This window comes from Streptomyces sp. RLA131 (assembly GCF_056270125.1).
This window is the reverse complement of record NZ_JBWDOQ010000002.1, coordinates 4,450,152-4,464,077: the sequence shown is the minus strand read 5'-3', so window position 1 is coordinate 4,464,077 and position 13,926 is coordinate 4,450,152. Positions and strand designations below refer to the sequence as shown.

Below are 13,926 nucleotides of genomic sequence, written 5' to 3'. Positions count from 1 at the left end.
CGGAGGGTATCCGGCCCGGCAGTGGGACCGAGGAGGCGCACCCCTGTCAGGCACCGGGGGTGACCAGCCGGTTCTCGTAGGCGAAGACCGCCGCCTGGGTTCGGTCGCGCAGGCCGAGCTTGACCAGCACCCGGCTGACATGGGTCTTCACCGTCGACTCGGCCACGATCAGGTGCGCGGCGATCTCCGCGTTGGACAGCCCCTGGGCGACCAGCACCAGCACCTCGGTCTCGCGTTCCGTCAGGTCGCCCACCCGGTCCTGGGAGGGCGGGCGCGGGGTGCCGAGGCGGGAGAACTCGGTGATGAGGCGCTTGGTGACGGTGGGGGCGAGCAGCGCCTCGCCGGCGGCGACGATGCGCACGCCGTCGGCGAGTTGCCGGGCCGAGGCGTCCTTGAGGAGGAAGCCGGAGGCCCCGGCGCGCAGCGCCTGGTAGACGTACTCGTCGAGGTCGAAGGTGGTGAGGACCAGGACCTTGGCGGAGGCGTCGGCGGCGATGATCTCGCGGGTGGCTTCGAGGCCGTTGAGCTCGGGCATCCGGATGTCCATGAGGACCACGTCGGGGCGCAGCGCGGCGACCTGGGACACGGCGTGCCGCCCGTCGACGGCCTCGCCGACCACCTCGATGCCGGGCTGGGCGCCGAGCAGGACCGAGAAGCCCTCACGGACCATCATCTGGTCGTCGACGATGAGGACCCGGATGGGCGGGGGCGGGGGCGGGGGCGGGGGCGTCATACGGCGTCCGTCGTCACGGGCAGGAAGGCGACGACCTCGTAGCCGCCTTCGTCGGTGGGTTCGGCGGTGACCTCGCCGCCCAGCATCGCGGCGCGCTCGCGCATCCCGAGCAGTCCGTGCCCGGCGCCGGGCGAGGGCCGTACGGCGTCCGTGGGCGGGCCGTTGACGACGCGGAGGCCGAGGCCGACCGGGACGTAGGAGATCTCGACGCGGGCGGGTGCGCCGGGGGCGTGGCGCAGCGCGTTGCTGAGGGCCTCCTGGATGATGCGGTAGGCGGAGAGCTCGACGCCCTGCGGGAGGGTGCGGACCGCGCCGGTGACGGCCTTGTCGACGTCCAGTCCGGCGTCGCGCACATTGGCGAGCAGGCTGTCGAGCGCGGCCAGGGTGGGCTGCGGCGCCTCCGGTCCGGCGTCGGCGAAGGACTCCTCCGCACGTACGACACCGAGCACGCGGCGCAGTTCGGTAAGGGCGATGACGGCGTTCTCGCGGATGATCGCGAAGCTGCGGGTCAGTTCCTCGGGTGGATCGCTGACGCGGTAGGGGGCCGCTTCGGCCTGGATGGCGATGACGGACATGTGGTGTGCGACGACGTCGTGCAGTTCCCGGGCGATGGTGGTGCGCTCCTCCAGGACCGTGCGCCGGGAGCGCTCGACCTCGGTGACGGCGGCCTGCCGCTTGGTCGTACGGGAGCTGCGGATCGTCCAGACGGCCATCAGCAGGAGGGTGGAGAGCACCACCATCACCCCGCTGTCGGAGTCCCGCCAGCCGTTGGAGAGCGTGAAGACGAACCCGATGAACACGGTGATCAGCCACATCTCCGCGGCCACCCGGGGCCTGGAGCGTGCCGCCACCACGGCCATCACGGTGAGGTACGCGACCCCGCCGCCGGCCGTCCAGGGCCACGCCATGGAACTGTCGGTGGCGGCGCCCAGGGTCAGGGTCGCCCCGACCGACAGCCACCACGCCCCGACGGGACGGAACAGCGTCATGACGATCGGGATCGCCGCGCACACCGAGGCGAACGCGGCCTGGCCCTCGGAGTCCCCCTCGTTGACGCCCAGGACCAGTACCCAGAAGGCCACCAGCCCGATCATCAGGTGCGGCAGCCGGCGGGCCCGCTCGCGCAGCGCGGCGCCCGGGAGCCTGCGGACGAAGGCGCCGTCGGCCGCCAGCAGCGGCAGTGGCCGCAGCGCGAAGGCATCGGTTATCAGGTCCTGCCGGAATCCGTCCCACACCGACCGGGCGATGCGGAGTTCGTTCTGCAGGTCTGTGGGATGGCTGCTGGTCTCTTTCACGCTCTCACCGTAGGGAGCGGGACGTCCGGCGTCGTCCGCTGCGGAGATGATGTGCCGGCGTCCCCCTCAAGTACTACGCCGCTGATCACCAGGCGAGTTGGGCGATCTCCTCGGCGACGACGGCGGCCGCGTCCGCCGAGGGGTCGATGAGGGCGAAGTGCCCGACGCCGTCGAGCAGCGTGAACTGTATCTCCTGACCCTCCTTCGCCGACGCGGTCGCGTAGGCCTCGGCGACCTCCGGCGGGACGTCACTGTCAGTGGCACCGTGCACGATGGTGGTGGCGATACCGGTGGGCAGCAGCGCGGCGGGATCGGCGTGGGGCAGCCGTGCCCCGAAGTGCTCCGGCTCCGGTCCGCCGAGGAACTCGACGACGGCGTCGCCGCACACACCCAGCGCCCGCGCGGACCCGAAGTCCGCGATCGGCGCGAGTGCGACCACGCCACGCAGCGGGGGAGGTGAGGGGCGGTGCCAGCGGGAGTCCGGGGGCAGTACGTGCCGGGCGGCGGCCCACAGCGCGAGGTGGCCGCCGGCGGAGTGGCCGGCGAGCACGATGCGCCGGGGGTCCACGGCGTCCTCGCCGAGCGCGGTGACGGCGAGCCCCGGCACGGCCTCGACGGCGGCCGCCGCGTCGTCCAGGGTGTCGGGCCAGCGGCCGGCCGCCGTCGGCGGTCCGCCGCCGCGCCGGTACTCCACCGACGCGACGGCGAGGCCGTGGCCTCGGGCGAGGAAGGCCGCCAGCGGCGAGACGTGCGCCCTGTCGTGGGGCGCACGCCACGCGCCGCCGTGGAAGAGCACCACGAGCGGGGCCCTGCGGTCCCCGCCCGGCCGGTAGAAGTCGACCACCTGGTCCGGGTGTTCGCCGTACGCGGCGGTGGCGTCCGGTGGGACGGGCGCGTGCGCGAAGGCCGACTCCTCCTCGTTGGGCATGCCTTACGTGATTCCTTCCAGGACGGATCCGAGTGTGCGCGCGGCGCGCAGCACATCGGCGTAGCGCGTGTAGAGCGGGGTGAAGCCGAAGCGGAGGATATCCGGTGGCCGGAAATCCCCGACGACGCCCCGGGCGATCAGCGCCCGCATCACCTCGTCGGCGTCCGGGCAGCGCAACGCGATCTGGCTGCCGCGCTGTTCGTGGGCCGCCGGGGTCACCGGCTCGACCACCCCGGCCGGTACGCAGCCGGCCACGCACTCCAGGAAGAAGTCGGTGAGGGCGAGGCTCTTGGCGCGCACCGCCCCGATGCCGACCCCGTCCCAGACGTCCAGGGCCGCGTCCAGCGCGAGCAGCGAGAGGATCTCGGGTGTGCCGACCCGGCCCCGCGCGCTGCCGTCGGCCGCCCGGTAGGCGGTCTGCATGGCGAAGGGCTCCCGGTGCGAGTTCCAGCCCGGCAGCGGGGAGTCGAAGCGGGGCTGGTGCTCGCGGCGTACGTAGAGATACGCCGGGGCTCCGGGTCCGCCGTTGAGGTACTTGTAGGTGCAGCCGACGGCCAGGTCGACGCCGTGCTCGTCCAGGCCGACCGGGAGCGCGCCCGCGCTGTGGCACAGGTCCCAGACGGCGAGGGCGCCGGCGGCGTGCACGGCGGCGGTGACGCCGGGCAGGTCGTGCAGCCGTCCGGTGCGGTAGTCGACATGGTTGACCAGCGCGACGGCGGTGCGCGGGCCCGCCTCCGCGGCCATGGCGGCGGCCGGGACGGCTCGTATCGTGCGGCCGGTCATCCGGGCGGCGGACTCGGCGATGTAGCCGTCGGTCGGGAAGGTGGCGGCGTCGACCAGCACCTCGTCGCGGTCGGGTCCGGCCATCCGGATCGCGGCGACGACCGCCTTGAAGACGTTCACGCTGGTCGAGTCACCGGCCACGACCTGACCCGGCGCGGCCCCGATCAGCGGCGCTATCCGGTCACCGACCCGCTCGGGGGCGGTCCACCAGCCGCTCTCGTCCCAGGAGCGGATGCGCAGCTCGCCCCATTCACGGGTCACCACGTCCCGCAGGCGCGGGGCGACGGCGGCGGGCAGCGCGCCCAGGGAGTTGCCGTCGAGATAGACGGCGTCGTCCAGCACGAAGCGGTCGCGGGCTTTGGCGAGTTCGTCGGCGGCGTCGAGCCGCCCGGCCCTGAGGGCGAGTTCGTCAGACATGGCTGCGGGCCGTCCACAGCTCGGGGAAGACGTTCTTGGCGGCACGTTTCTCCAGCCAGGCCACCCCGGCGGAGCCGCCCGTGCCTGCCTTGGCGCCCATCGCGCGGCGGGTGGCGACCAGATGGTCGTTGCGCCAGCGCCAGACCAGTTCGGCGACCTCGGTCAGTGCCTCCCCGAGGCGGACCTCCTCGCCGTCCTGGTCGGGGCCGGCGTAGATCTCCTGCCAGACCCGTTCCACGCCCGGATCGGCGTCGTGGCGCCGCGACATGTCCCGTTGCAGTACCTCGGCGGGCACGGCGTGGCCGCGCCGGGCGAGGAAGGCCAGCGCCTCGTCGTACAGGCCGGGTTCCTGGAGGGCCTTCTCCAGTTCGTCGTGGACGCGCGGCGCGCCCCGGTGCGGGACCAGCATCGACGCGGACTTCTCGCCGAGCAGGAACTCCATCCGCCGGTACATCGCGGACTGGAACCCCGAGCCCTCGCCCAGCGCGCTGCGGTAGGCGTTGAACTGGGCCGGGGTGAGGTGGGCGAGCGGCTTCCACGACGCGTTGAGCGATTCGAGTTCGTAGGTGCTGCGCCGCAGTGCGGCCAGCGCCACCGGCAGGTCGTCACGGCGCAGGGCCGCAGCGGCGGTCTGCCACTCATGGACGATGACGGTGAACCACAGCTCCATGACCTGGGTGGTGACCAGGAAGACCATCTCTCCCGGGTCGTCCGAGAGCGGGTGCTGGAGGTGGGTGAGGACATCCGCCTGGACGTAGTCCTCATAGGGAGTCGTGCCCGCGAAGTCGAGGTTCGGGGCGTGGTGGGGTTGCTGGGACATCAGGTTCTCCGTCGAGAAATGCGCTACCGGGTAGCGGTCCGTCCCGCGCCCGTCGGCTGCGGAACTCCGGTCCCCTCGGGCCCGCGCGCGGTGGACGCGTCGGCGGTGCCCACCGCGAATCATGCGTGAATCATGGGATCGGGGCAAGGCCGGGCAGCTCCGCCCCGGCCGTGCCCCGATCCGGTACGGGCTCAGCCGAGGGTGTCGGCGGCGGTCTGCGAGGAGTCGCGCAGGAAGGCCGAGCAGCGCTCGTACTCGTCCTTCTCGCCGATGGACCCGGCGGCGCGGGCCAGGGCGTGCAGCGCCCGCAGGAAGCCGCGGTTGGGCTCGTGCTCCCACGGCACGGGGCCGTGGCCCTTCCAGCCGTTGCGGCGCAGGGCGTCCAGGCCGCGGTGGTAGCCGGTGCGGGCGTAGGCGTACGACTCCACGACCCGGCCGCCCTCGAAGGCGTCGTCGGCGAGCTGGGCCCAGGCGAGGCTGGAGACCGGGTACTTCGCGGCGACCTCGGCCGGGGCGGCGCCGGAGGCGAGCAGCTCGCGCGGCTCGGGCTCGTCGGGCAGGTTGGTCGGGGGCGGGCCCCCGAGGAGGTTCTCGTGAATGGACATGGGTTCCAGTATGGCGGGGGCCCGGCGGCGCATGGTGCGCCACCGGGCCCATTGGTACCTGCTGCCTGCGGTGTCCACCGCCTGCGCGTACCGCCTGCTTCGTACCGGCTACTTCAGCCTGGTGCCCGTGGAGCGCAGGTCGGCGCAGGCACGGGTGACCCGGGCGGCCATGCCGCCCTCGGCCGACTTGCCCCAGCTGCGGGGGTCGTAGACCTTCTTGTTGCCGACCTCGCCGTCGACCTTCAGGACGCCGTCGTAGTTGCGGAACACGTGGTCCACGATCGGACGGGTGAAGGCGTACTGGGTGTCGGTGTCGAGGTTCATCTTGATGACACCGTTCTCCAGCGCCGTGGCGATCTCCTCCGCGGAGGAGCCGGAGCCGCCGTGGAAGACGAAGTCGAACGGGTCCTTCTTGCCGTACTTGGCGCTGATGCCGTCCTGGAGGTCACGCAGCAGCTCCGGGCGCAGCACGACGTTGCCCGGCTTGTAGACGCCGTGCACGTTGCCGAAGGAGGCGGCGAGCAGGTAGCGGCCCTTCTCGCCCAGGCCGATGGCCTCGGCGGTGCGGACGGCGTCGGCGACGGTGGTGTAGAGGGAGTCGTTGATCTCGTGGGAGACGCCGTCCTCCTCGCCGCCGGTGGGGGTGATCTCCACCTCAAGGATGATCTTCGCCTTGACGGCCTCGGCCAGCAGCTCCTTGGCCAGGGCCAGGTTGTCGTCCAGGGTCTCGGCGGAGCCGTCCCACATGTGGGACTGGAACAGCGGGTTGAGGCCCTTGGCGACGCGCTCCTGCGAGACCGCCAGCAGCGGGCGTACGTAGCCGTCCAGCTTGTCCTTGGGGCAGTGGTCGGTGTGCAGCGCGACCGTGACCGGGTACTTCTCGGCGACGATGTGGGCGAACTCGGCGAGCGCCACCGAGCCGGTGACCATGTCCTTGCTGTACTGGCCGCCCAGGAACTCGGCACCGCCGGTGGAGATCTGGACGATGCCGTCGCTCTCCGCCTCCGCGAAGCCGCGCAGCGCCGCGTGCAGGGTCTGCGTCGAGGTGACATTGATGGCCGGGTAGGCGAACTTGCCTGCCTTCGCCCGGTCGAGCATCTCGTTGTAGACCTCGGGGGTTGCGATGGGCATCTGTCCGCTCCTTGTGATGTGCGGGTGTTCGTGACCTGGGGACCCTGACCTGGGGTCGACGTCATCGTCGGGGCCATCCTCCCAGATGGCCGGTTTCACGTGAAACGGGCTGCGCGTGGCGTTTCGGCCCGCGTTTCAGCCGAGGTCGAGATCGTCCAGGCCGAACACCCGGTAATAGGGCAGCCCGGCCTTCTCGATCGCCGGGGCGGCCCCGCGCTCGACGATCACCGCGACGCCGACCACCTCGGCTCCGGCCTCGCGCAGCGCCTCGACGGCCGCCAGCGGCGAGCCGCCGGTGGTGGAGGTGTCGTCGACGGCGAGCACCCGGCGGCCCTTGACGTCCGGGCCCTCGACCTGGCGCTGCATGCCGTGGGCCTTGGCGGCCTTGCGTACGAAGAAGGCGTCCAGGCGGCGGCCGCTCGCGGCGGCGGCGTGGAGCATGGCGGTCGCGACCGGGTCGGCGCCCGCGGTCATCCCGCCCACGGCGTCGTAGTCGAGGCCGGCGGTGGCGTCCAGCATGAGCCGGCCCACCAGCGGGGCGGCGTCGCCGTCGAGGGTGATCCGGCGCAGATCGATGTAGTAGTCGGACTCCAGGCCGGAGGAGAGGGTCACCTTGCCGTGGACCACGGCCTTGTCCTTGATCTGCTGGAGCAGGGCTTCGCGGGCGTCAGTCATGGCTACGAGACTATCCGAGCGATTCCCAGGTCCAGGTCGTGCGGACCTCCAGCGGCTCGATGGGGGTGACCAGCCGGGGATGGGTGTTGAGGCCGTTCGGCGGCCCGGACTGGGGCTCCACGCAGACCGCCTCGGGCTGCTCGTCGTAGACCACGACCCACTCGGCGGGGCTGGTGACGCGCAGCTTGAGTTCACCCGGCCAGGTGAGGGTCACATCGACGCCGTCCGGCATGCCGAAGCAGTCGTCCCAGGGACCGGGCCCCGGCTCGACGCGGCGGCCGGTGGGGAGGTGGTCCGGGCCGCGTTCCTCCTGCCAGGCGGGCTCGAAGTCCGTCACGACATCGGGGCCGCCGCGGCCGAGATTGCGCAGGAACCACGGGTGCCAGCCGGCCTGCGCCGGGAAGGAGTCGCCGTAGGTCTCCACACCGAGGGTGAGGGTCAGGGCGTTCTCGGTGAGCTCGAAGAGCTGGGTGACCCGGCCGGGGTAGGGCCAGGGGTCGGTCAGGTCGTAGTAGAAGCCCGCGGAGGTCTCGGTGGCCCCGGGCGCGGCGTGCCAGGCGGTGGTGCGGCCGGTGCCGTGGATCGCGTGCGGGCCGGCGTCCTGCGGCATCTGGTGGACCGTGCCGCCGTTGCGGAAGCGGCCGTTCTCTGTCCGTCCGCACCACGGGACCATCGGGAAGGAACCGAAGTGGTCGCCCTGGCGCAGCAGTTCGTTGCCGTCCACGGTGAACGAGCCGACGCGGCAGCCGTTCTCCGGCACGATCGTCAGCGTCGCGCCCCCGGCGCGCAGTGCTTGAGTTCGGTCACCCACGGAACAAACCCTAGAGCACGGGCTACCTCCGGCGCCGGAGTACCCGCCCGACGACCACGGCTCCGGCCAGCAGGGCGACCGCCGCGGGCGCGGCCCAGCGCAGCGTCGCCGCGCCCGAACCGGACTCCGGCGGCGGTACGGGGGCGTAACGGCCGCGTGGCGGGGCGTGGTCGACCTCCTCCGCGCTGCGGCCGATCATCGTGCGGCGGGCGTGTGCCGCCTCGGCGGGCGGTTCGGGCGTGTCGTCGAAGGCGTCGAGCTCGGCGGCGCTCTCCGGGACCGTCACCCCTTCGGGGAGGGCGGCTTCTTCCTCCGGCAGGCCGGTGGTGAGTTCGCCGACGAAGCGGTCCAGCAGCCGGTGACCGGCCGCGGTGACCACGTCGTGCTCGAAGTCGGCGAGCCGGCCGCCGGCCTGGACGGTGCCGCTGAAGGTGAGCAGGGTGCCGTCCTCGGCCGGTTCCAGGCCGATGTCGACGGACAGTTTCACGGTGCCGTCGCCCCGGGCCTCGGTGGCCTCGGCCTCGACCGCGAAGCGGCCGGCGCTCTCGGTGAGGCGCAGCACTCCCCGGTAGGTGATCGTCGAGCCGCCGATACGGAGCCGGAGCCGGCCGGTGATGCCGTCGGCCGCCGCGGCGGCCGGCTGCCCGGTCTCGCCCACGGTCCCCGCGTCCTGCTGGAGGCCGGGCACGGACCTGGCGACCCTGGCCGGGTCGGCGAGGGCCTGCCGAACGGTTTCGGCCGGAAACGGAACGAATACCTCGTGGTCCATGCCCCCGGAGCCTAATAGTCCCGGGCGCGGTTGGGGGCCTTTTACCCCGGCCTGCCTGCCTGGCGGCCTTCCCCGACCGCTTTCCTGACTCCTTCCACCCGACCGGAACCGCAGGGGCGTTCAGTCCACCCGGGGCCGGAGCAGCGTCGACGGCGGCAGCCCCCGTACCGCCGTGGCGGCGGCGGTACGGGCCGCGGCGCGCAGGCCGGCCGGGGTCAGGCCGGCCAGGCGCGGGGCGTCCGGGGGCAGCCGGGGGGCCGCGAGGGGGCGGTGGGAGGCGAGGTCGACGGTGCCGCGGCCGCCGGCGAAGGCGTAGGGCGCCGTGTGCAGCCCGGCGGCCCGCAGCGTGGCGTCGACCGTCCACAGGTCACGGGCGGCGTGGACGGCGAGCCGGCCACCGGGGGCCAGGGCGCGGGCGGCCAGTCCGAAGAACTCCTGGGAGTAGAGCTTGGCGCCGCGGGAGAGCCGGGGGTCGGGCAGGTCCGCGAGGATGACGTCGTACCCGGCGGGCGGCTCGTGCCGCAGCCAGTCGAAGGGGTCGGCGGCGACCAGGCGCACCCGGGGGTCGGTCAGGGAGTGGCGGTTGAGCGCGGCGAGGCCCGGGTCGGTGCGGGCCAGCCGCAGCAGTTCGGCGTCGGGGTCGACGACGGTGGCCGTCCGCACCTCGCGGTAGCGCAGCGCCTCCCGCAGGGCGAGTCCGTCGCCGCCGGTGACGACCAGCACCCGGCGCCGGGGCCCGGCCATCGCGGGGTGGACGAGTGCCTCCTGGTAGCGGCAGCGCGGGTGGCCGTCGAGGTAGAGCCGGCCGGGGGCGCCGGAGTTCCGCCGGGTGAGGACGATCTCCTGGACGGGGGTCTGCCGGGCGAGCCGCACCTCGCCCCCGTACAGGGCCTGCCGGGCCGCCTGTTCGAAGGGGGCGGAGGCCAGCGCGGCGCAGCCCAGCAGCGCCAGTACGGCCAGGTTGGCCAGCAGTACCCGGAGCCGGGCGGGCCGGCTGAGGTCGCCGCGGAACAGCCACAGCACGATGACGCCGCCGGCCACGGCGTTGACCGCGCCGGTGACGAGGGCGCCGGTGAGCTGGCCGAGCAGCGGCAACAGCAGGAAGGGGAAGGCGAGTCCGCCGACGAGGGCGCCCACGTAGTCGGCGGCGAACAGGTCGGCCACGGCACCGCCCGCGTCCTGGCGGCGGATGCGCTGGATGAGCGTCATCAGCAGCGGGACCTCGGCGCCGATGAGGACACCGATGGCGAGGGCCACGACGATCATGACGGGCCGGGACTGGCCGAGCCAGGCGAAGGCCGCGTACAGGGCCATGACGGAGAGTCCGCCGACCAGGGCGAGCGTGGTCTCGACGGCGGCGAAGCCGGCCGCCGGGACAAGTCTGAGCCTTTTGGCCAGCAGCGAGCCGACGCCCATGGCGAACACCATGACGGACAGCACGACGGACGCCTGGGTGATGGAGTCGCCGACCAGATACGAGGCCAGGGCCACCAGTTCCAGTTCGTAGACGAGCCCGCAGGCCGCGCAGACGAAGACCGCGCTGAGGACCAGTGCCCGGGCCGGTCCGGCGGGCACCGGGAGTCGGGGCCTGCGGGTCGGAAGCGACTGGTCGATCATGAGTGAACGCTATGTCAGGTTTGTCGAGCGCCTCTTCACCCACATGGGTTGAATACGCGCATTCGGGGGGCGGATTGGGGCCCGGCTGGCTAGCGGATTGCGCTGAGCCGCGAACGCGTGGCGACAAGCCGGTTTTCCTGCGGATAGGCATGCCAGGTGCGCCAGCGCACCGTGTCGTCGCCGTATTGGACGAGCATCGCGGTGAAGGCGTGCGGATCCCCGGGAAAGGTGCCCGCCAGGCCGTTGGGATGGTCGGCGACCAGGGCCAGCAACTCCTGGGCGCGTCCGGCGAAGGAGCCCCGGGAGAGGGTCTCGATACGGGCGGCGAACTCGTAGTCCCAGCCCGCCACCCGCTTGGCGACCCCGAAGGGAAGCGGGTCGGTGCTGCCCTTCATACAGGCCACGGTCTCCGAGCAACGGCCCAGCGGCGAGTCGAGAATTACCTGATGGGAGGCGCCGAGCAGCCGCATCTGGACCTGTACGCCGGGGTTGGCGGGGTCGGCCGGGTCGACGGGGTCAGAACCGCCGCCGCCGAGGCTTCGGTCGAGCACGGCGAGCGCGGGCAGCGCGTCCTTGCCCAGACACCAGGCCAGGTCCCCGGCGCTTGTGTCGGTGTAGGAGGTCTGGAGGGTGGTGAGCATGGGTCGGCTCCGCAAGCACATCGCAAGCACGCAACGGGGTGAGGGTGTCGTGGTGACCGTGGTGACCGGGGTGAGGTGATGGGCCGACCCGCGCCTGTGGGGGGATCATCTGGGACATGGTCCGTCGGCTCGTGCCCACGCCGGGGTCGGTGAATACGCAATCATGAAATGCGCGGTGCCCTCAGCTCTTTTACCCATCTCCGGCCGCTTTACATCCCCAAGAGCACGCGATGGCTCAGATGTTCTGCGTTATACGGCCCGGCGGGTGAGTTGACCCGCCGGGCGCATATGCGAATTGGCATGGGCTGGCCGCAATTTCAGCTGCTTCCGCAGCCACCGCCTCCGCCGCAGGAGGACCCGCCCCCACAGGACGAGTGCCCGCCCCCGCACGAGGAGTGCCCGCCCCCGCACGAGTGATGGCCGCCCCCATGACCGCCCCCATGACCGCCCCCGTGATGGTCCCCGTGACCGCCCCCGTGGTGGCTGCCCCCGTGGTGACCACTGCTTCCGCCGCCCGGCGAGCCGGTGCTGTCCCCCACCCACCAGCTGGCCGCGGCCGCGTCGGTGCGGCCCGGGTGGTGCCCGCCGCGCCCGGCCCGTCCGCTTCGGCGCCCCGAACGGGCCGCCCGTACGAGCAGGGCGACGACCGCCACGGCAAAAATGATCAGGAATATGGTCATCTCTCCCGACCCCCCCTTTCTTTGTGCGTGTCGCACGTGGAACGGTCATGCCCCGGCCCTCACTGGGCCAAAGCAGAGTTGAGGAAGTCCAGAGCTTCGGCGGCGCCGATCGGTCCTCGGGGGGACCCGCGGCACCGGCCCGGCATCGTTTACTGTGACGCCATGGGAAATAGGCCGTATCTGAACCGGAGTCTGGCGGGTTTCGGGACGACGATCTTCGCGGAGATGTCCGCGCTCGCCGTCCGGACCGGCTCCATCAACCTGGGTCAGGGTTTCCCCGACACCGACGGCCCCGAGGAGATCCGCGAGGCCGCCGTCCGCGCCCTGCGTGACGGCCGGGGCAACCAGTACCCGCCCGGCCCCGGCGTCCCCGAGCTGCGCACCGCCGTCGCCGAGCACCAGCGGCGGCGGTACGGACTCCACTACGACCCCGACACCGAGGTCCTGGTCACCGCCGGCGCCACCGAGGCCATCTCGGCCAGCCTGCTCGCCCTGCTGGAGCCCGGCGACGAGGTCATCGCGCTGGAGCCGTACTACGACTCGTACGCGGCGTGCATCGCCATGGCCGGCGGCGTCCGCGTCCCGGTCACCCTGCGCCCCGACGCCGGGACCGCCGCCTTCTGCCTCGACCTCGACGAGCTGCGGGCGGCCGTCACCGACCGCACCCGGCTCATCCTGCTCAACACCCCGCACAACCCGACCGGGACCGTCCTCAGCCGGGCCGAACTCGCCGCCGTGGCGGAGCTGGCCGTCGAGCGCGATCTGCTGGTCGTCACCGACGAGGTCTACGAGCACCTGGTCTTCGAGGGCGAGCACACCCCGCTGGCGACCCTGGCCGGGGAGTTCCCCGGTCTGCGCGAGCGCCTCGTCACCATCGGCTCGGCCGGCAAGACCTTCTCCTTCACCGGCTGGAAGGTCGGCTGGATCACCGCCGCGCCCGGGCTGGTCAGCGCCGTGCGGGCCGCCAAGCAGTTCCTGACGTACGTCGCCTCCGGGCCCTTCCAGTACGCCGTCGCCGAGGCGCTGCGCCTGCCGGACTCGTACTTCGCCGACTTCCGCGCGGGTATGGCGGCCAAGCGTGACCTGCTGAGCGCGGGCCTGGCCGACGCCGGGTTCACGGTCTTCCGGCCGGCGGGCACGTACTTCGTGACGACCGACATCCGGCCGCTCGGCGAGACCGACGGCTTCGCCTTCTGCCGGGCGCTGCCGGAGCGGGTGGGGGTCGTCGCGATCCCCAACGCGGTCTTCTACGACCACAAGGAGGCGGGCGCGCCGTACGTGCGCTTCGCCTTCTGCAAGCAGGACGACGTCCTCACCGAGGCCGTGGGCCGGCTCAAGGGGCTGCGCGCCGCGTAGGCGGCGGCACGGCGCAGCCGAAGGCGGACGACGCCCGCCGGCCGGGTCGCGGTGGTGCCGCGACCCGGCCCGTGGCGTCAGGCGTCGTCGCCCTCGTCGGGCTTGGACTCCACGTCCTTCTCCAGACCGAGCGTGTCGACGACCCACTTGTCGAACTCGATCGACGCCCGCACCCAGCTCACGGTGCTGGAGACGAAGTGCTCCAGGCCCACGCCGAGCCCGATCAGCATCTGGGCCTCGCCGATCAGACGGACGGAGCCGTCGTCGTGCGTGTGCGTGTAGACCTTCGGCCACAGGGTGCGGCGGTTCCAGTCGTCGATGACCTCGTGCAGCTGCTGCTTGTCATCGACGGTGTACGGACGGTCGTAGAAGGTGCGGACCGCGAAGATCTGCTGATCCTCCTCGCCGCGGAACATGAAGTACGCGCGGAAGTCCTCCCACGGCGCCGCGAGGTCACCCTCGTCGTCGACGACGTACTTGAGCTCCATCTGCTCCAGCAGCTGCTTGACCAGGTCCTGGTCGGGGATGACCACGTTTCCGGCAGTCTCGGACGGATCGGGGTCCGGCTGGCCCCCGAAATTCGGAATCGAGGACGGGTCGATGCTCACCGTTGAGGTTCCCTTCGTACGGATTACCCGCCATCCTCCCCCATCGGGGGCCGGGCG

Annotated in this window: 14 protein-coding genes; 1 reads left to right on the top strand and 13 read right to left on the bottom strand. The window is 72.4% G+C overall.

All coding sequences use genetic code 11. From position 1 onward, the window contains the following. Positions 1–46: 46 nt before the first annotated feature. From RWE79_RS21255 to RWE79_RS21200, 12 genes are all read right to left on the bottom strand, one after another. A complete protein-coding gene (locus tag RWE79_RS21255; RefSeq protein WP_475941656.1) occupies positions 47–733 on the bottom strand; it encodes a response regulator in 687 nt (228 codons plus the stop codon). Beyond that, on the bottom strand, positions 730–2,028 hold the full coding sequence (locus RWE79_RS21250; protein ID WP_475941655.1) for a sensor histidine kinase: 1,299 nt from the start codon (positions 2,026–2,028) through the stop codon (positions 730–732). The genes RWE79_RS21255 and RWE79_RS21250 overlap by 4 nt, the downstream gene beginning before the upstream one ends. Before the next feature lie 85 nt (positions 2,029–2,113). Next, a complete protein-coding gene (locus RWE79_RS21245) occupies positions 2,114–2,956 on the bottom strand; it encodes an alpha/beta hydrolase family protein (protein WP_475941654.1) in 843 nt (280 codons plus the stop codon). A 3-nt stretch (positions 2,957–2,959) separates the two neighbouring features. Further along, positions 2,960–4,156: a kynureninase gene (kynU, locus tag RWE79_RS21240; protein WP_475941653.1), complete on the bottom strand. Its 1,197-nt coding sequence runs from the start codon at positions 4,154–4,156 to the stop codon at positions 2,960–2,962. After that, complete coding sequence (locus RWE79_RS21235) at positions 4,149–4,976, bottom strand: tryptophan 2,3-dioxygenase family protein (protein WP_475941652.1); 828 nt, start codon at positions 4,974–4,976, stop codon at positions 4,149–4,151. The genes kynU and RWE79_RS21235 overlap by 8 nt, the downstream gene beginning before the upstream one ends. 191 nt (positions 4,977–5,167) lie before the next feature. Continuing rightward, positions 5,168–5,581 carry a DUF3151 domain-containing protein gene (locus RWE79_RS21230; RefSeq protein WP_475941651.1) on the bottom strand — a complete coding sequence of 138 codons (414 nt, stop codon included), beginning with the start codon at positions 5,579–5,581 and terminating at the stop codon, positions 5,168–5,170. A 108-nt stretch (positions 5,582–5,689) separates the two neighbouring features. Next, positions 5,690–6,712 carry a class II fructose-bisphosphate aldolase gene (gene fbaA / locus RWE79_RS21225; protein WP_475941650.1) on the bottom strand — a complete coding sequence of 341 codons (1,023 nt, stop codon included), beginning with the start codon at positions 6,710–6,712 and terminating at the stop codon, positions 5,690–5,692. Positions 6,713–6,847: 135 nt separating this feature from the next. Next, positions 6,848–7,387 (bottom strand): orotate phosphoribosyltransferase, encoded by a 540-nt coding sequence (gene pyrE, locus RWE79_RS21220; RefSeq protein ID WP_475941649.1) that lies wholly within the window; start codon positions 7,385–7,387, stop codon positions 6,848–6,850. A gap of 10 nt (positions 7,388–7,397) precedes the next feature. Continuing rightward, positions 7,398–8,198 (bottom strand): aldose epimerase family protein, encoded by an 801-nt coding sequence (locus tag RWE79_RS21215; protein WP_475941648.1) that lies wholly within the window; start codon positions 8,196–8,198, stop codon positions 7,398–7,400. 22 nt (positions 8,199–8,220) lie between these two features. Beyond that, positions 8,221–8,967, bottom strand: coding sequence for an SRPBCC family protein (locus tag RWE79_RS21210; protein ID WP_475941647.1), 747 nt, complete (start codon positions 8,965–8,967; stop codon positions 8,221–8,223). A gap of 120 nt (positions 8,968–9,087) precedes the next feature. Then, positions 9,088–10,584 carry a polyamine aminopropyltransferase gene (locus tag RWE79_RS21205; RefSeq protein ID WP_475941646.1) on the bottom strand — a complete coding sequence of 499 codons (1,497 nt, stop codon included), beginning with the start codon at positions 10,582–10,584 and terminating at the stop codon, positions 9,088–9,090. 89 nt (positions 10,585–10,673) lie between these two features. Then, entirely contained in the window at positions 10,674–11,225 is a 552-nt protein-coding gene (locus RWE79_RS21200) for a DUF2617 family protein (protein WP_475941645.1), read from the bottom strand. An 842-nt stretch (positions 11,226–12,067) separates the two neighbouring features. Between RWE79_RS21200 and RWE79_RS21195 the strand changes: the two genes are divergently transcribed. Then, positions 12,068–13,261 carry a pyridoxal phosphate-dependent aminotransferase gene (locus RWE79_RS21195; protein WP_475941644.1) on the top strand — a complete coding sequence of 398 codons (1,194 nt, stop codon included), beginning with the start codon at positions 12,068–12,070 and terminating at the stop codon, positions 13,259–13,261. 77 nt (positions 13,262–13,338) lie between these two features. On the opposite strand, the gene RWE79_RS21190 is transcribed toward RWE79_RS21195, so the two are convergent. Then, positions 13,339–13,869, bottom strand: a complete 531-nt coding sequence (locus tag RWE79_RS21190) for a YbjN domain-containing protein (RefSeq protein ID WP_475941643.1) — start codon at positions 13,867–13,869, stop codon at positions 13,339–13,341. Positions 13,870–13,926: the final 57 nt, after the last annotated feature.